We start from the raw sequence: 17,687 nt of genomic DNA, 5'->3' as shown, positions 1-17,687 counted from the left end.
ATGCCCAGGAAGAAGAAAAAAATAATAACGGTGAAGTAGAAAATTCTATTTCTGAAGCTGGAGAAGTAGAAAATGAAGCTTATACGATTCCTCCTTTAACGTTATTGAATCAACCGGCCAAACAACAAGCGACGTCTAAAGCTGAAGTACAACGAAAAGGTCAATTACTTGAGACAACTTTAAAAAACTTTGGTGTAGATGCAAGAGTAACCCAAATCAAGATTGGACCAGCAGTTACACAATATGAAATACAACCTGCACAAGGTGTGAAAGTAAGTAAAATAGTCAACTTACATAATGATATTGCTTTAGCATTGGCCGCAAAAGATGTACGCATTGAAGCACCTATCCCTGGCCGTTCAGCAGTAGGTATAGAGGTGCCTAATGATAAAATTTCACTGGTATCTTTAAAAGAAGTATTGGAAGAAAAATTCCCTGCTAAAAACAAATTAGAAGTAGGTTTAGGTAGAGACATTTCAGGTGATCCAATTACAGTGGAATTAAATAAAATGCCTCATTTACTGGTAGCTGGTTCTACTGGTAGTGGTAAGTCAGTTTGTATTAATGGTATTATCACAAGTATATTACTGAATGCTAAACCACATGAAGTAAAACTTATGTTAATAGATCCAAAAATGGTAGAATTAAACGTATACAACGGGATTCCACATTTATTAATACCAGTAGTGACAAATCCCCATAAAGCATCGCAAGCCTTAGAAAAAGTTGTAGCTGAGATGGAAAGACGTTATGATTTATTCCAACATTCTTCAACTAAAAATATTGAAGGCTACAATGAAATGATTAGACGACAAAATGAGGAACTAGAAGAAAAACAATCTGAATTGCCTTATATTGTTGTTATTGTGGATGAATTAGCTGATTTAATGATGGTTGCAGGCAAAGAAGTAGAAAATGCCATACAACGTATTACACAAATGGCACGTGCTGCAGGGATTCACCTTATTATTGCAACGCAACGTCCGTCAGTAGACGTTATTACTGGATTAATTAAAAATAATATCCCTACCCGAATTGCTTTTGCTGTTAGTTCTCAAACTGACTCTAGAACCATTATTGATAGTGGTGGTGCTGATAAGTTACTAGGTAAAGGCGATATGCTATACGTTGCGAATGGTGGTTCTACTAGGACACGTGTACAAGGTGCATTCTTAAGTGATCATGAAGTTCAAGATGTAGTGAATTATGTTGTTGAACAACAAAAAGCGAACTATGTAAAAGAGATGGAACCAGATGCACCAGTAGATAAATCAGAAATGAAAAGTGAAGATACGTTGTACGATGAAGCATATCTATTCGTACTAGAGCAACAAAAAGCGAGTACCTCTCTTCTACAAAGACAATTTAGAATTGGATATAATCGGGCTTCACGTTTAATGGACGATTTGGAACGTAATCAAGTTATAGGTCCACAAAAAGGTAGTAAACCTAGACAAATACTAGTAGATTTAGATAGTGATGAGGTGTAAATATGGAACTTACTTCTGTTTATAAAGTAAAAGAATGGATGATTCAGCAAATCAAAAATGGTGACTTGCATTATGGCGAACAATTACCAAGTCATTTAGCAATTGCTAGAAAATTAAATGTTAAAACAGATGATGTATATGATGCTATTGATGAATTAATTACAGAACAAGTTTTATCTAATAATTTAGAAGAAGGGGCTAGTGTGAAATCACTGCATCCCTTCTCTTATCCTTTAGGTGAACTTGTAAGTATAAGTAAGATGATTGAAGAACAGGGATACAGCGCAGGTACAGAGTTTATTAGTTTCGATGAAAAGCCGGCAACATCTTTAGATTCTCAAAAGCTTAATCTTCCTGAAAAAGCTTATGTGACCATTATTGAACGGGTAAGAATGGCAGACCGCATCCCCATGGTCTATTGTTTGGATAAAGTGCCGACCAGTATTTTAACGTGTGCCCAGTATCAAAGTAGTGATGAGTCTATTTTAAATGCTATTGAACAAAATGCTTCTCAAAAAGTAGCTTATGCTGAAACAGAGATAGAAGCAATTAGTTATGAACCACATATTTCTGATGTATTAGATGCTTCACCACACGAAGGACTAATGTTATTGAAACTAATTCATTATGATAAAGATGACCAACCAATATTTTATTCATTTAATTATTTCAAAAGTAGTTTAGTTAAATTCAAAACGGTTAGAAATAGAATATAAAAACAAAATTATGAAAGTGAGGCATGACAATTTGAAAATAGATAAACAGAAAAATGACTTGCACATTAAAGTAATGCCAACAACAAAGTTTAAAACCACAACAATAACATTCAAGTTTATGGCTCCATTAGATAATGAAACCATGACATCACGTTCAATATTAAGTAAATTACTTGTTCGTGCGACGAAACAATGGCCAACGGATAAAGCGTTTACGCGTCACTTATCTCAACTATACGGTGCATATGTAAATAGTTTTGTATCAAAGTTTAAAGATAAGCATGTCATTACAATTTCATTGGAATTAGTTAATGAACGTTATCTTAAAGATCAAACGCCACTTTTTGAAAAAGGATTAGAATTATTTAGAGAGATTTTATGTAATCCACTCGTTTCAAATGAACGTTTTGATGAGACCTTTGTAGCACAAGAAAAATCATTACTTACTAAAAAATTAGAAGCGATGGTTGATAACAAATCGCAAATATCGTTTTTAAATTTATTGAAATATATGTTTGGAGATCAACCCTATCGCCATTTAGCGACTGGACAAGTTGCCTACATATCAGATGTTACACCTGAAAGTTTATATCATACATATCAATCTATGTTACAAGACGACTATTGCGCCGTATACGTAGTAGGTAATGTAGATGAAGAAGAAGTACAATCACAGATTCGAACATATTTCGATATCAAGCCAACGCAATTTAAATTATCACAAGTAACTGCTGCTCAACAGGGGCATAGTTTACCGCAAGAAATAATTGAAGAAGATGAAGTTGATCAAGCAAAATTAAATATGGGATTCAAGTTTCCAGCCCAATATGGAGATCCTCAATATTTTGCTATCGTAGTTTTTAATATTATGTTTGGTGGGGATCCTTCGTCTGTGTTATTTAATGAAGTGAGAGAAAAACAAAGTCTAGCTTATTCAATTCATTCTCAAATAGATGCAAAAAATGGATACATGTTTGTACTTAGTGGTGTATCTGTAGATAAATATGAAACTGCAAAAGACACAATTATTTCTGAATTTGAAAAGTTCCAAAAAGGAGAATTTAATAACGACAAATTAGAATTAGCTAAAAAAGTTATCATTTCGCAACGACAAGAATCTCAAGATAGACCTAAAAGTATTATTGAAATACTAAATAATAATATTTTACTAGAAGAAGATATGTCTGAAACATCTTATATTGAAGGTATTCAACACGTTTCAAGAGAAGATGTTATAGCATTAGCTCAAGAAACAATTCTTGATACGATATACATTTTGACAAAAGGAGGTAGCGACTCGTGAGAGAAACATATTATGAGCAAATAGATGAACGTGTTTTTGAAGCAGAACTCAATAATGGTTTGAAAGTGTTTATTATACCTAAACGTGGTTTTCAAAAAACATTTGTGACTTATACGACACAATTTGGATCACTAGATAATAAATTCAAGCCACATGGTAGTGATACATATGTAACAGTTCCAGATGGGGTTGCACATTTCTTAGAACATAAATTATTTGAAAATGAAGAAGAAGATTTATTTACTGCTTTTGCTGAAGATAATGCACAGGTCAATGCATTTACAAGTTTTGACCGCACAAGCTATTTATTTAGCGCTACAGACCATGTGGAACGTAATATTAAGCGTTTGTTGACAATGGTTGAAACGCCTTATTTCACTAAGGAGACCGTCGACAAAGAAAAAGGCATCATTGCTGAAGAGATAAAAATGTACCAAGAACAGCCGGGTTATAAACTTATGTTCAATACACTTAAAGCCATGTATGAAAGCCATCCAATCCGAGTGGATATCGCAGGTAGTGTTGAAAGTATTTATGAAATTAATAAAGATGATTTGTATTTATGTTATGAAACGTTCTATCATCCTTCGAATATGGTGCTTTTTGTTGTTGGAGATGTTGATCCTAATCACATTTATCAAGTGATTGCTAACCATGAAGATGCTAGAGATAAAGCGTATCAACCTAAAATTGTTAGAGACCCTTTAATAGAAAAGTCTGAAGTAAATGAACATTTTGTTGCTGAGTCGATGAAATTACAATCGCCAAGACTTATGATTGGTTTTAAAAATGAAGTCTTGAAAAATGAACCGGCTGAGCAATTTGTGAAACGTGATTTAGAGATGACACTCTTTTTTGAAATGGTGTTTGGCGAAGAAACTGATTTTTACCAATCATTACTCAATCAAGATTTAATTGATGAGACATTTGGTTATCAATTTGTATTGGAACCGACATATAGTTTTTCATTGGTTACGAGTGCAACACAACAGCCTGATACATTAAAGACGTTATTGTTAGATGAGTTAGAGCTTAAACAAGGTAATTTAAATGATCAAGAAGCTTTTAATTTATTGAAAAAACAATTTATCGGTGAATTTATATCAGGTTTAAACTCTCCCGAATATATTGCTAATCAATATACGAAACTGTACTTTGAAGGTGTTAGTCTATTTGATTTATTAGACATAGTTGAAAATATTACACTTGATAGCGTAAATGCAACTTCAGAAGTATGCTTAAATTTAGCTCAAGTTGTAGATAGTCGCTTGGAGATGAAATAAGTTATGAAAGCATTGGTCATCGGCGGTTCTGGCACGATAGGTACTGCAATTGTTGAGCGTTTGCTATCAGATGGATATGAAGTCATTATCCATTATAATCAAGCCAATCATGAGGCATTGCAAGCACAGTATGAACATCGTGCAGTACAGTTCGTAAGATGTGATTTAACGCAAGTGAATAACTTAGATCCATATTTTGGTTTTATACAAAATGTGGATTGCTTAATATATGCAAGTGGTACAGCTTTATATAATCTGTTACAAGATACAACAGACAAAATGATTGATGAAAGTTTTCAAATTCATTTACGTCAATTAATAAGAATATGCAGGTATTTTACTGATCAATTGCGACAAAGTGAAAATGGTAGGATTGTCGTCATTTCTTCAATTTGGGGAGAAACTGGAGCAAGTTTAGAAACGATATATTCTGCCATGAAGTCTGGGCAAATTGGTTTTGTTAAAGCATTAAGTCAAGAACTTGCTATGACATCTGTGACAGTTAACGCAATTGCGCCTGGCTTCGTGAGTGGTAATATGGCGCAAAATTGGTCTGAAGATTCACTTGAAGAAATCATGCAAGATTTACCTCAGCAAAGATTTATTGAACCCGAAGAAATCGCACATACTTGCAGTTATCTCTGCCACCCTTTAGCCAAAAGTATTACTGGTACTGTACAGAAAGTGAATGGGGCATGGTATTTATAATTTTGAGTAGCCTATAAAAATAAACCAACTCGTAAAGATTCAATGGTATAATATCAATACAATAAAAGATATAAATAGGTCTCTGAATTTAAAATATATCTCGTTAAAATTAAAGTATTAAATATGGATATTACTAGACGATTTGTTTTTTCAAGTCTATTATATTATTTAACTGTGGATTTTAAGCGAAGGGGTGTTTCTTTCATGGCAGTAGCTACGAGACAAGAATGGTATTTAGAGTATGAGATAACGATGAACCGTGCCGGGTTATTAGGCGATGTTTCAAGCTTGTTAGGTATGATGGGTATTAGTATTGTAACAATTAACGGTATTGATGAAGGACGAAGAGGTCTACTGATTAAGTCTGATAACTTAGAAAAAGTGAGTAGATTTGAAAATATCGTAACTGAAATAGATGATATTTCTATTACAAAATTACGTAAGCCTGAACTACGTGATCGATTAGCAGTGAGGCATGGTAGATACATAGAACAAGATGCAGATGACAAAAAAACATTTCGTTTCGAAAGAGATGATCTAGGTTTACTTGTTGATTTTATGGCAGAGTTATTTAAAGAAAAAGGGCATAAATTGATTGGTATCCGAGGTATGCCAAGAGTCGGTAAAACAGAATCTATTGTTGCAGGTAGTGTATGTGCACATAAACGGTGGTTGTTTATTAGTTCAACTTTAATTAAGCAAACAGTGCGTAGTTCATTAATTAAAGGTGAGTATGATTCGGATCATGTTTATATTATTGATGGTGCAGTCACAGCTAGGGAATCTAGTCAAAAACACCAAGAATTAGTTAAAGAAGTGATGAGTTTACCAGCAATTAAAGTAGTTGAACACCCAGATTTATTCGTTGAGACAAGTGATTATGAAATGAAAGATTTTGATTATATTATCGAATTAAGAGAAAATAAAAATCAAGAAATTCATTACGAAGAAATGAAAAAACAAACCGTAAAAAGTAAAAATAACTTGGATTTTGGTGGCGGATTTGGTTTTTTTGAATAAAAATCTAATAAATAGTGACTGAGGAGGACTCACAAAGTGAATTCAGTTGGTCAAACTTTAAAAGGACGTCGTGAAAGATTAGGTATGACATTGAATGAGTTAGAAGCGCGTACTCAGATGAAACGTCACACTTTAACATTAATTGAAACAAATGAATTTGAAGCTTTAAATAACGAAAATTATGCTGAAGGATTCATTAAAAAATATGCAAAAGCTGTAAATATTGATTCAGAACAATTGATTGAAGCGCATAGAGATGAAATACCTAATAACGACGAGCAAATGCAACGTACGATAGAAGCTTTTTCACAAGAAAAAAAACCTACATATCGTAGTAAGAATAACGAACCGATGCAATTAGCTATAATTATTAGTTTTGTAGTTATTATTACAGCAGTATTGTGGATTTTAGCTGTGTTAATGCTTTAAGTTATATATAGAAAAGAGGACTTTTTATGAATATACCGAATTGGATAACCGTTTTCAGAGTTATACTAATTCCAATATTTATGGTATTTGCTTTAGTAGATTTTGGATTTGGTAAGGTATCATTTATTGGTGGGTACGAAGTGAAAATCGAACTATTAATAAGTGGTATTATATTTATTATTGCCTCGCTAAGTGACTTTGTAGATGGCTATTTAGCGAGAAAATGGGAACTTGTAACCAATATGGGGAAATTTTTAGACCCATTAGCAGATAAATTATTAGTTTCTAGTGCATTAATAGCGCTAGTACAAATAGATTTAACGAATTCTGTAGTGGCAATTATCATCATTGCACGTGAATTTGCTGTTACTGGTTTACGTTTATTACAAATTGAACAAGGCTTTGTAAGTGCAGCAGGTCAATTAGGTAAAATAAAGACAGCTATAACTATGGTGGCAATTGTATGGATACTATTAGGTGATCCTTTGGCAACTTGGATTGGCTTTTCACTTGGTAATGTACTGTTATATATCGGTGTATTCTTCACAATCTTATCCGGAATAGAATATTTTTATAAAGGTAGAGATGTGTTTAAAGCGCAATAAGGTCAGTACACAAGTTATCATATTTGGACGCATATTCGAACTTTGCATACACACTGTGAAGTGACGCTTGCTTCAAGACCGATACATATCGGTGCGCTAGTAATCTTTAGACAGACTTTAACATTTCAGATTGTAGATAGATAATTACGGATGGAAATGTTACTTTTATTTAGTTATATTAACTGGAAACGACGTGAAACGTAGCGTTGCTTCCAGTTTTTTATTCTTATTCGCGATACTTTTAAATTTGAAAACGTATCTTTAGTTTTTAAAAGGATTTAGATTTATAATTAAGGGAACAATAAATAAAGTTTCGCAGTATATGATATGGAGCGTTAAGCATATAAAATGAAAATTGTGTTACTTGTTTCAAGGAGGAAATATTGTGAAAATATCAATTATTGCAGTGGGCTCAGAGCTACTGTTAGGCCAGATAGCAAACACGAATGGGCAATATCTATCGAAATTATTAAATGGTATTGGTCATAGCGTTGTTGAACATAATGTTGTCGGGGATAATCCGGAACGATTAGAACGCGTCGTGAACACCGCACTACAAAATTATGACATGGTCATTCTTACAGGTGGTTTAGGTCCTACGAAAGATGATTTAACAAAGCACACTGTAGCCAATATTTTAGAACGTGAACTCGTTATAGATCAGCAAGCATTAGACTATATCGAACAATATTTTAAAGATCAGAATATAGATATGACGCCGAACAATCGTCAACAAGCATTAGTGATAGATCAAGCACATGTATTAGAAAACAAAGTAGGTATGGCACCAGGTATGCTAGTTGAGCATCATAATAAACGCATCGCTTTATTACCTGGACCTCCAAAAGAAATGCAACCAATGGCAAAAGATGAATTGTTACCATACTTAATGAATGGTGAGCAGACAATATTCTCCGAATTATTGCGTTTTGCTGGTATTGGAGAGTCGAAAGTAGAAACTGAGTTAATGGATTTAATTGACGAACAAACCAATCCCACGATTGCACCTCTAGCTGGCACACATGAGGTGAATATTAGATTGACTGCGAATGGTGATAGTCAACAATCTTGTGAGTCATTAATTGCACCTATAAAAGAAGAAATTCTAAACCGAATAGGCACCTATTACTATGGTTCTGATGACATTTTAATCGAACAGTCGTTTATGAATAATATGAAACAGACTTTCGCATTGTATGATGGTGTCACGGACGGCGAACTTTATTCTAGAATGAATAATTTTAATGATTCACAGTACCTTAAAGGTATGCTTGTGCATCACTCACAATTTTTAGATGAAAATAAAGCTATCGATAATCAACTTTCAGTTGCTACAAACATTGTTAAAGATTTATATCACACAGAGGTTGCTGTCGCATTATTACGTCAACATGACACTGTATACTTAGGTGTTTTGTCTAACAATCAACTTAATGTACAATCGTTTAAAATGAATCAACGCCGTAATTTAATAAAAAGCAGAACTCAAAATTATGCACTTATAAGGTTGTTAAAATGGTTTAACTAACAAGAAAAACAACGAAAATTGACAAAATATAGTACGTGTGTTCTATTTTTGGGAAAACGATTCGATTACTAGCGAACAAATATTCGTAAAATACTTGCGAAATTAGAAAAAGCAATGTATAGTATGGGTAAGATATTTTACAGAGATTAATCTCAATTAGGAGGTCCAGCATTGGATAACGATCGTCAAAAAGCTTTAGATACAGTAATTAAAAATATGGAAAAATCATTTGGTAAAGGCGCAGTTATGAAATTAGGTGATAACAAAGGTCGTCGAGTTTCTAGTGTATCAAGTGGTTCTGTGACATTAGATAATGCGTTAGGTGTAGGTGGTTACCCTAAAGGAAGAATCATCGAGATTTATGGTCCGGAAAGTTCTGGTAAGACGACAGTTGCATTGCATGCTATAGCTGAAGTCCAAAGAAATGGTGGCGTCGCAGCATTTATCGATGCTGAACATGCATTAGATCCTGAATATGCACAAGCGTTAGGTGTCGATATCGACAATCTATATTTATCGCAACCTGACCATGGGGAACAAGGTTTAGAAATTTCAGAGGCATTCGTCAGAAGTGGCGCTGTTGATATTGTGGTCGTTGACTCCGTAGCTGCGTTGACTCCAAAAGCTGAAATTGAAGGTGAAATGGGTGATACGCATGTTGGTTTACAAGCGCGTTTAATGTCCCAAGCCTTACGTAAACTTTCTGGTGCAATTTCGAAATCAAACACTACGGCAGTGTTTATTAACCAAATTCGTGAAAAAGTTGGTGTGATGTTTGGTAATCCTGAAGTGACTCCAGGGGGACGTGCATTAAAATTCTATAGTTCAGTACGTTTAGAAGTACGTAGAGCAGAACAATTAAAACAAGGCCAAGATATTGTTGGTAATAGAACAAAAATTAAAGTAGTTAAAAACAAAGTAGCACCGCCATTTAGAGTTGCAGAAGTAGATATCATGTATGGACAAGGTATCTCTAAAGAAGGCGAATTGATTGATTTAGGTGTAGAACAAGAAATTGTAGATAAATCAGGTGCTTGGTACTCTTATAACGGTGAACGTATGGGTCAAGGTAAGGAAAATGTGAAAACATACCTTAAAGAGAACCCAGAAGTCAAAAAAGAAATAGATCAAAAATTACGTGAAAAACTCGGTATCTTTGATGGCGATATTGAAGAGACTGAAGCAGAAAAACCTACAACGCTTCTTGACGAAGAATAAATTGATATTAGGGTCATGCAGATAACTTTGTTTGCATATTCAAATAAAAAATAAGCGTATATAAAATATGCGCTTATTTTTTTGTATATATATAAGAAAAAGAAAATATTATATTTTACTATTTTCATGTTCTTATAAGATGTAAAATTAGTGTTAACAATAGTTATAGTATATATAGTGTAAAAGAGTCACTTCAAATATTGAATTAATGTATATGGAAACCTTGACACTTCTTAGTTCAAAACCGTACAATTACATTGTATGATTCTTATATAACTTCATATAATCATATTGAAATTGATATACAGAGCAAAATCCTAGATAAAAAGGGGGTGTTTGTGTGAGTTTATTAGGCCTCCTACTCATTTTGCTAGGTATTATTCTCGGAGTTGTTGTAGGGTATATTATAGCCCGTAATTTATTGCTTCAAAAGCAATTACAAGCAAGACAAACTGCCGAAGATATTATCGAACAAGGTAATAAAGAAGCGGAAAATATTAAGAAGGAAAAGCTTCTTGAAGCTAAAGAAGAAAATCAAATCTTGAAGGAACAAAGTGAAAATGAACTTCGTGAAAGACGCGGTGATCTTCAAAGGCAAGAATCCCGACTTCTTCAAAAAGAAGAAAACTTAGAGCGAAAATCTGATCTTTTAGATAAAAAGGACGAGATTTTAGAGCAAAAAGAATCTAAACTTGAAGAAAGACAACAACAAGTAGATGCAAAAGAGAGTAGTGTTCAAACATTAATAAATAAGCATGAACAAGAATTAGAACGCATCTCTGGTCTCTCTCAAGAAGAAGCTGCTCAAGAGCAACTTCAAAGAGTTGAAGAGGAATTGTCACAAGATATTGCAATACTTGTTAAGGAAAAAGAGAAAGAAGCAAAAGAAGCAGTCGATAAAAATGCAAAAGAATTATTAGCAACAACTGTTCAAAGATTAGCGGCAGAACATACTTCTGAATCTACAGTTTCAGTTGTTAATTTACCGAATGACGAAATGAAAGGTCGAATCATTGGTAGAGAAGGAAGAAATATCAGAACATTAGAAACGTTAACTGGTATTGACTTAATTATAGATGATACGCCAGAAGCAGTTATTCTTTCTGGTTTTGACCCAATTAGACGTGAAATTGCAAGAACTGCATTAGTAAATCTTGTTTCAGATGGACGCATCCATCCTGGACGTATTGAAGATATGGTAGATAAAGCTCGAAAAGAAGTAGACGATATTATTAGAGATGCCGGGGAACAAGCGACATTTGAAATTAATGTGCATAATATGCATCCAGATTTAGTTAAAATCTTAGGTCGTTTACAATATCGTACGAGTTATGGACAAAATGTACTTAAGCATTCTATCGAAGTTGCACACCTAAGTGGTATGCTAGCAGCGGAACTAGGAGAAGATGTTACATTAGCTAAACGTGCTGGTTTACTTCATGATGTTGGGAAAGCAATTGACCACGAAGTTGAAGGAAGCCATGTAGAAATTGGTGTAGAATTAGCGAAAAAATATGCTGAAAACGATACAGTAATTAACGCAATTCAATCCCATCATGGTGATGTCGAACCGACTTCTATAATTTCGATATTGGTAGCTGCAGCAGATGCATTATCCGCTGCAAGACCTGGTGCTCGTAAAGAGACACTTGAAAATTATATAAGAAGATTAGAAAGACTGGAAACGCTTTCTGAAAGTTATGAAGGTGTTGAAAAAGCATTTGCAATCCAAGCTGGTAGAGAGATTCGAGTTATTGTATCACCAGATACTATCGACGACTTAAAATCACATCGCTTAGCAAGAGATATTAAGAGCCAAATTGAAGATGAACTTCAATATCCTGGTCATATAAAAGTGACAGTTGTTCGTGAGACTAGAGCAATTGAATATGCAAAATAATAAAAAGGTTAGCCATTGAATGGCTAGCCTTTTTATTATTTGCGTATAGCTTAAAGATCGATTTTTGTAACATTAAAAAAGCCATCCAAATTTTATAAATGGATGGCTTACTGCTATGTCTGTAAAATGAAAGGATTACAGTGCAGCAATTTTATATATTAAGTTAACTCTAAATCGGCCTTTTTAACTTCTTTCAGAACTTCAGCTGTGTCATAACAATTTGTAGAGATATTTGCATATCTTTCAGCTAAACGATAAGCGGTAATGTATAATTCTAAACTTTCTTTAGCTATATTATCAGCGTCTTCTTCTTTTGATGGATTTGCTGTAACTACTAAGTCAGCAAAATGTTGTGGATCAATATTAATAGACATGTATTACTTCCAACTCCTATATTTTGAATTATCAATTTCCTATTCCTAGTAATATATTTACCACGTATATTATAGATTAAAACTTATAGATTTTAATGGATATTTTACAAAGAGACTTTTAATCGTAAATCATTTACATTAAACTAACAGTAAGAGAGGATGAACATGTAATGAGAATATTATTTATTGGGGATATCGTTGGTAAAGTAGGACGAGATGCTATTTCAACGTACTTAACGAGACTCAAACAGGAACATCGACCAACGGTTACAATTGTAAATGCAGAAAATGCAGCACATGGTAAAGGATTAACTGAAAAAATTTATAAAGATTTATTAAGAGAAGGCGTAGATTTTATGACTATGGGAAATCATACATATGGTCAACGTCAAATCTATGATTTTATAGAAGATGCTAAACGCATGGTTCGACCAGCAAACTTTCCAGACGAAGCACCAGGGATAGGTATGCGCTTTATCCAAATCAATGACATTAAGTTAGCGATTATAAATTTACAAGGTCGCGCATTTATGCAAGATATAGATGATCCATTTAAAAAAGCAGATGCTTTAATAGAAGAGGCTCAAAAGGAAACAAATTATATATTTGTCGATTTTCATGCTGAAACAACATCTGAAAAAAATGCAATGGGTTGGTATCTCGATAATAGAGTGAGTGCTGTTGTAGGGACACATACGCACATACAAACATCAGATGAAAGAATATTGCCTGGTGGCACAGGCTATATTACAGATGTAGGGATGACTGGCTACTACGACGGTATACTTGGCATTAATAGAGCTGAGGTTATTAATCGTTTTCTTACGAGTTTACCTCAAAGACATGTAGTACCAGACGAAGGGCGTTCAGTATTATCAGGAGTAATTATTGATATTAATAAAGAAGGTAAAACAACACACATTGAGCGCGTGCTCATCAATGACGATCATCCGTTTTAACTATTATCGTCCATTAGTATGAATTTTAATTTAAACCACTCTTTACATAGTAATAGGGTGGTTTATTTTGATATGATTGAATATGAATTATTATAACCACTAGGAGGCAAGATGATATGAAATCACAAGTATCATGGAAAGTGGGCGGTCAACAAGGTGAAGGTATTGAGTCGACAGGAGAAATCTTCGCTACTGCTATGAACCGTAAGGGATACTACTTATATGGCTACCGTCATTTTTCAAGTAGAATAAAAGGCGGCCACACAAATAACAAAATAAGAGTGTCAACATCACCTGTACACGCAATAAGTGATGATTTAGATATACTAATCGCTTTTGATCAAGAAACAATTGAACTTAACCATCATGAGATGAGAGAAGACAGTGTTATCATTGCGGATAGTAAAGCAAAACCAGATAAACCTGAAAGCTGCCGTGCGCAACTTATAGTTTTACCGTTTACAGCTACTGCAAAAGAACTAGGGACAGCTTTAATGAAAAACATGGTAGCAATTGGTTCAACTTGTGCAGTGATGAATTTAGATATTACAGCTTTTGAAATACTAATTACTAACATGTTTAGTAAAAAGGGTGAAAAAGTAGTTGAAATGAATATCGCAGCGTTAAATGAAGGCTACCGTTTAATGAATGAGCAATTAGATACTGTAGAAGGTGATTATGTACTACAGGCTACAGATCACACACCACACTTGTATATGATCGGTAATGATGCTATTGGATTAGGCGCATTATCGGCTGGATCAAGATTTATGGCTGCATATCCAATTACACCTGCTTCAGAAATAATGGAATATATGATTGATAACTTACCTAAAGTAGGCGGTACAGTCGTACAAACTGAAGATGAAATTGCTGCTGCAAATATGGCGATTGGATCAAATTATGCTGGTGTGCGTGCATTCACTGCGAGTGCTGGACCAGGATTATCTTTGATGATGGAAGCGATTGGCTTGTCAGGTATGACAGAAACACCATTAGTTATTATGAATACACAACGCGGTGGTCCTTCTACAGGATTACCTACGAAACAAGAACAATCAGATTTAATGCAAATGATTTATGGTACACACGGCGATATACCTAAAATAGTAGTGGCACCTACTGATGCAGAAGACGCATTCTATTTAACAATTGAAGCATTTAACTTGGCTGAAATGTATCAATGTCCGGTTATTATACTCAGTGACTTACAGCTTTCATTAGGTAAGCAAACTGTTGAAAAATTAGACTATAACAGAATAGAAATTCACCGAGGTGCTTTAATTCAGTCAGAAATTGAACGCGAAGAAGGCGATAAATCTTACTTCGAAAGATACAGCGTAACTGATAGTGGTGTATCACCAAGACCTATTCCAGGTGTTAAAGGTGGTATTCACCATGTTACAGGTGTTGAACATAATGCTGAAGGTAAGCCAAGTGAATCTGCTGAAAATAGACAACAACAAATGGATAAACGTATGCGCAAGACTGAGCAGTTACTTATTCAAGATCCAGTAGAGTTAGATGAATCACATGAGGAAGCAGACATCCTCTATTTAGGATTTATTTCAACTAAAGGGGCTATTCAAGAAGGAAAATCAAGGCTTGAGGCACAAGGGCTGAAAGTGAACCATTTACAAATTAGACAACTTCACCCGTTCCCGAAAGAAACGATTCAACAAGCTGTAAACAAGGCTTCTAAAGTTGTAGTGGTTGAACATAATTACCAAGGTCAACTTGCTAGTATAATAAAAATGAATGTCAATATAGGCGATAAATTAGTGAACCAAACGAAATATGATGGTACGCCATTCTTGCCAAATGAAATTGAAACTAAAGGACTTGAAATTGCCAAAAGTTTAAAGGAGTTGGTATAAATGGCAACGTTTAAAGATTTTAGAAATAATGTAAAACCCAATTGGTGTCCTGGCTGTGGCGATTTTTCTGTACAAGCAGCAATTCAAAAAGCAACAGCGAATGTTGGCTTAGAACCTGAGGAAGTAGCCATTATTACAGGTATAGGTTGTTCTGGACGTTTATCAGGTTATGTTAATTCATATGGTGTGCATGGTATTCATGGACGTTCATTACCACTTGCACAAGGTGTTAAAATGGCAAACAAAGATTTGACTGTAATTGCTTCAGGCGGTGATGGAGATGGCTATGCTATAGGTATGGGACATACGATCCATGCTTTGCGTAGAAATATGAATATGACTTATATTGTTATGGACAACCAAATATACGGTTTAACTAAAGGTCAAACATCGCCATCTTCAGCGCCAGGATTTGTAACAAAATCAACACCAAAAGGTAACATCGAACAAAATGTTGCCCCATTAGAGCTCGCATTGTCATCAGGCGCGACATTTGTAGCGCAAGGTTTTTCAAGTGACATCAAAGCACTTACTAAAATGATAGAGGATGCAATCAATCATGATGGCTTTTCTTTTGTAAACGTATTTTCACCATGTGTGACATATAATAAAGTAAACACATATGATTGGTTTAAAGAAAATCTTACAGATATAGAAGAGATTGAAGGCTATGATATGTCTAGTAAAAGTGTAGCGACACAAAAAGTGTTGGAATACAATTCTTTAATCAAAGGAATCGTTTATCAAGATACGGAAACACCATCATATGAATCTCAAATTGAAGAAATGGAAGGTACGCCATTAGCTAAAAAAGATATTCATATTGATGAAGCGCAGTTTAACGAACTTACAAAACAATTTGTATAAATATAGTTCATTTAAAGCTTGCGGTATAAGGAAATTTTAACATGATATAGCATAGCTGATTATTTTCGGTATAAGGTTTGGTATAATGACCATGCTCTATACTGAAATGAGTCAGCTATTTTTATTAGTTTTGACACATTTAACATACGAATTCTATACATAATTTAAAGTAGTAAAAGCACAATTTAGCTGGAGGTATTGGAATGGTAGATCGATTTAAATCAATGACTGACCTTATGTCACAGACAATAGAAGGCGTCGATTGGGAAATACTTACAAAAGAAGCAGCAAAATCAACAATCATAACTGCCGTACATGGTGGTGCAATAGAACGAGGTACAACAGAGCTTGCGTTGTTGATGAGTGAACGTGGGGAATATGATTTGTATACTTTTAAAGGTGTAAGAAGAAATAAAAATAACGAATTACATGTCACTTCAAGACATTTCGATGAGCCTAAACTCTTACACATGGTTAAAAATAATCAACGCGCCATATCTATCCATGGGTGTATGGGTCAGCAACCAGAAGTGTATATTGGTGGCAGAGATGAAGGACTAATTGAACGTATTAAGGTACAACTAACCCAAATGAATGTAGTTGTCAAAGATGCACCAGCACATATTTCTGGTAAGCATACAGATAATTTTGTGAATTGTTGTCAAAATGGCGCTGGAGTACAACTAGAATTAACAGTGGCTTTAAGGAAAAGCTTTTTTAAAAATAATAAATTTAATTTACATGATAGAGCGCATAGAGATAATTGGTCACCTTTATTGTATCAATTTACGGATGCAGTCATTTCAGCAGTTGATAATGGTTAACAGGGCTATGTTATTTTAGATTCAATAGCTCATACTGGATGTGATTGTATAATAGGCTTTTATAAGATAATATAGATTTATAATATCTATAATTAGGAAGATGATAAAACTATGAAATTTTCAAAAGCAACAGATTATGCCTTGCATGCATTACTTTACATGATAAAAAGTGATGGAGGAGCATCTAGAATCCCCGTACAAGACTTAGCTTCAGCACTGTCTGTTTCGACAACTTATTTATCTAAAATATTGACCCGACTTGTAAAGGCAAATATCATCTCAGCACACAGTGGCGCTAAAGGTGGTTACCAACTAAAAAAAGATTGGCAAAATGTTTCATTTTATGAGGTTATTGTAACGATTGAAGGTCAACAAAGTCTATTAGAAGATAGCTTTAGTCATGACAAGGATTGTCCAATTAAAGTAATTATGGAGGAGTCAGAACGTCTATTAATACATCATTTAGAAAGCAAAACGTTAAAAGATTTTGTATAATACATCATCGATCAATGTTTTATTATTCGTATTTCGATATCTACATAGGACTTTCATTGATGTCTGGATTGTTAAAATGAGTCAATGACAT

16 protein-coding genes and 1 pseudogene are annotated in these 17,687 nt (G+C 34.1%); 16 read left to right on the top strand and 1 reads right to left on the bottom strand.

What is annotated here, in order from left to right:
• Positions 1-38 precede the first annotated feature (38 nt).
• From QMO72_RS14160 to rny, 11 genes and pseudogenes are all read left to right on the top strand, one after another.
• Positions 39-1,490 (top strand): annotated as a pseudogene (locus QMO72_RS14160) (DNA translocase FtsK); the annotation flags it as partial.
• Between the two features lie 2 nt (positions 1,491-1,492).
• On the top strand, positions 1,493-2,206 hold the full coding sequence (locus tag QMO72_RS08230; RefSeq protein WP_069824224.1) for a GntR family transcriptional regulator: 714 nt from the start codon (positions 1,493-1,495) through the stop codon (positions 2,204-2,206).
• A 10-nt stretch (positions 2,207-2,216) separates the two neighbouring features.
• Positions 2,217-3,509 (top strand): EF-P 5-aminopentanol modification-associated protein YfmF, encoded by a 1,293-nt coding sequence (gene yfmF, locus QMO72_RS08225; protein ID WP_103266943.1) that lies wholly within the window; start codon positions 2,217-2,219, stop codon positions 3,507-3,509.
• A complete protein-coding gene (gene yfmH, locus QMO72_RS08220) occupies positions 3,506-4,792 on the top strand; it encodes an EF-P 5-aminopentanol modification-associated protein YfmH (protein ID WP_103266942.1) in 1,287 nt (428 codons plus the stop codon). The genes yfmF and yfmH overlap by 4 nt, the downstream gene beginning before the upstream one ends.
• Before the next feature lie 3 nt (positions 4,793-4,795).
• Entirely contained in the window at positions 4,796-5,500 is a 705-nt protein-coding gene (gene ymfI / locus QMO72_RS08215) for an elongation factor P 5-aminopentanone reductase (protein ID WP_103266941.1), read from the top strand.
• A gap of 204 nt (positions 5,501-5,704) precedes the next feature.
• Complete coding sequence (locus QMO72_RS08210; RefSeq protein WP_103266939.1) at positions 5,705-6,520, top strand: DUF3388 domain-containing protein; 816 nt, start codon at positions 5,705-5,707, stop codon at positions 6,518-6,520.
• A 36-nt stretch (positions 6,521-6,556) separates the two neighbouring features.
• Positions 6,557-6,949: a helix-turn-helix domain-containing protein gene (locus QMO72_RS08205; RefSeq protein WP_103266938.1), complete on the top strand. Its 393-nt coding sequence runs from the start codon at positions 6,557-6,559 to the stop codon at positions 6,947-6,949.
• A 26-nt stretch (positions 6,950-6,975) separates the two neighbouring features.
• On the top strand, positions 6,976-7,554 hold the full coding sequence (gene pgsA / locus QMO72_RS08200; RefSeq protein WP_073504582.1) for a CDP-diacylglycerol--glycerol-3-phosphate 3-phosphatidyltransferase: 579 nt from the start codon (positions 6,976-6,978) through the stop codon (positions 7,552-7,554).
• A 385-nt stretch (positions 7,555-7,939) separates the two neighbouring features.
• Positions 7,940-9,082 carry a CinA family nicotinamide mononucleotide deamidase-related protein gene (locus QMO72_RS08195; RefSeq protein WP_103266937.1) on the top strand — a complete coding sequence of 381 codons (1,143 nt, stop codon included), beginning with the start codon at positions 7,940-7,942 and terminating at the stop codon, positions 9,080-9,082.
• Between the two features lie 171 nt (positions 9,083-9,253).
• A complete protein-coding gene (gene recA, locus QMO72_RS08190; RefSeq protein WP_069824217.1) occupies positions 9,254-10,300 on the top strand; it encodes a recombinase RecA in 1,047 nt (348 codons plus the stop codon).
• Positions 10,301-10,640: 340 nt separating this feature from the next.
• Positions 10,641-12,200 carry a ribonuclease Y gene (gene rny / locus QMO72_RS08185; RefSeq protein WP_046836281.1) on the top strand — a complete coding sequence of 520 codons (1,560 nt, stop codon included), beginning with the start codon at positions 10,641-10,643 and terminating at the stop codon, positions 12,198-12,200.
• A 158-nt stretch (positions 12,201-12,358) separates the two neighbouring features.
• Here the strand turns inward: rny and QMO72_RS08180 are convergent, their stop codons facing one another.
• A complete protein-coding gene (locus QMO72_RS08180; protein WP_046836282.1) occupies positions 12,359-12,574 on the bottom strand; it encodes a hypothetical protein in 216 nt (71 codons plus the stop codon).
• Positions 12,575-12,744: 170 nt separating this feature from the next.
• Between QMO72_RS08180 and QMO72_RS08175 the strand changes: the two genes are divergently transcribed.
• From QMO72_RS08175 to QMO72_RS08155, 5 genes are all read left to right on the top strand, one after another.
• Positions 12,745-13,533 carry a TIGR00282 family metallophosphoesterase gene (locus QMO72_RS08175; protein WP_103266935.1) on the top strand — a complete coding sequence of 263 codons (789 nt, stop codon included), beginning with the start codon at positions 12,745-12,747 and terminating at the stop codon, positions 13,531-13,533.
• 116 nt (positions 13,534-13,649) lie between these two features.
• Positions 13,650-15,410: a 2-oxoacid:acceptor oxidoreductase subunit alpha gene (locus tag QMO72_RS08170; protein WP_103266934.1), complete on the top strand. Its 1,761-nt coding sequence runs from the start codon at positions 13,650-13,652 to the stop codon at positions 15,408-15,410.
• A complete protein-coding gene (locus QMO72_RS08165; RefSeq protein WP_069824215.1) occupies positions 15,411-16,277 on the top strand; it encodes a 2-oxoacid:ferredoxin oxidoreductase subunit beta in 867 nt (288 codons plus the stop codon). It abuts the gene before it with no gap.
• Positions 16,278-16,480: 203 nt separating this feature from the next.
• Positions 16,481-17,101, top strand: coding sequence for a poly-gamma-glutamate hydrolase family protein (locus QMO72_RS08160; protein ID WP_103266932.1), 621 nt, complete (start codon positions 16,481-16,483; stop codon positions 17,099-17,101).
• A gap of 111 nt (positions 17,102-17,212) precedes the next feature.
• Complete coding sequence (locus QMO72_RS08155) at positions 17,213-17,596, top strand: RrF2 family transcriptional regulator (protein ID WP_103266930.1); 384 nt, start codon at positions 17,213-17,215, stop codon at positions 17,594-17,596.
• Positions 17,597-17,687: the final 91 nt, after the last annotated feature.

Origin of the sequence: Staphylococcus casei (assembly GCF_030294405.1) — a bacterium.
Classification (GTDB): Bacteria; Bacillota; Bacilli; order Staphylococcales; family Staphylococcaceae; genus Staphylococcus; species Staphylococcus succinus.
This window is presented reverse-complemented; position numbering and strand designations above follow the sequence as displayed.

Excerpts from the sequence above, each read along its gene's own strand:
- QMO72_RS08230 (WP_069824224.1), top strand. The coding sequence starts at position 1,493 with ATGGAACTTACTTCTGTTTATAAAGTAAAAGAATGGATGATTCAGCAA.
- yfmF (WP_103266943.1), top strand. The coding sequence starts at position 2,217 with ATGAAAGTGAGGCATGACAATTTGAAAATAGATAAACAGAAAAATGAC.
- ymfI (WP_103266941.1), top strand. The coding sequence starts at position 4,796 with ATGAAAGCATTGGTCATCGGCGGTTCTGGCACGATAGGTACTGCAATT.
- QMO72_RS08210 (WP_103266939.1), top strand. The coding sequence starts at position 5,705 with ATGGCAGTAGCTACGAGACAAGAATGGTATTTAGAGTATGAGATAACG.
- pgsA (WP_073504582.1), top strand. The coding sequence starts at position 6,976 with ATGAATATACCGAATTGGATAACCGTTTTCAGAGTTATACTAATTCCA.
- QMO72_RS08180 (WP_046836282.1), bottom strand. The coding sequence starts at position 12,574 with ATGTCTATTAATATTGATCCACAACATTTTGCTGACTTAGTAGTTACA.
- QMO72_RS08175 (WP_103266935.1), top strand. The coding sequence starts at position 12,745 with ATGAGAATATTATTTATTGGGGATATCGTTGGTAAAGTAGGACGAGAT.
- QMO72_RS08170 (WP_103266934.1), top strand. The coding sequence starts at position 13,650 with ATGAAATCACAAGTATCATGGAAAGTGGGCGGTCAACAAGGTGAAGGT.
- QMO72_RS08165 (WP_069824215.1), top strand. The coding sequence starts at position 15,411 with ATGGCAACGTTTAAAGATTTTAGAAATAATGTAAAACCCAATTGGTGT.
- QMO72_RS08160 (WP_103266932.1), top strand. The coding sequence starts at position 16,481 with ATGGTAGATCGATTTAAATCAATGACTGACCTTATGTCACAGACAATA.
- QMO72_RS08155 (WP_103266930.1), top strand. The coding sequence starts at position 17,213 with ATGAAATTTTCAAAAGCAACAGATTATGCCTTGCATGCATTACTTTAC.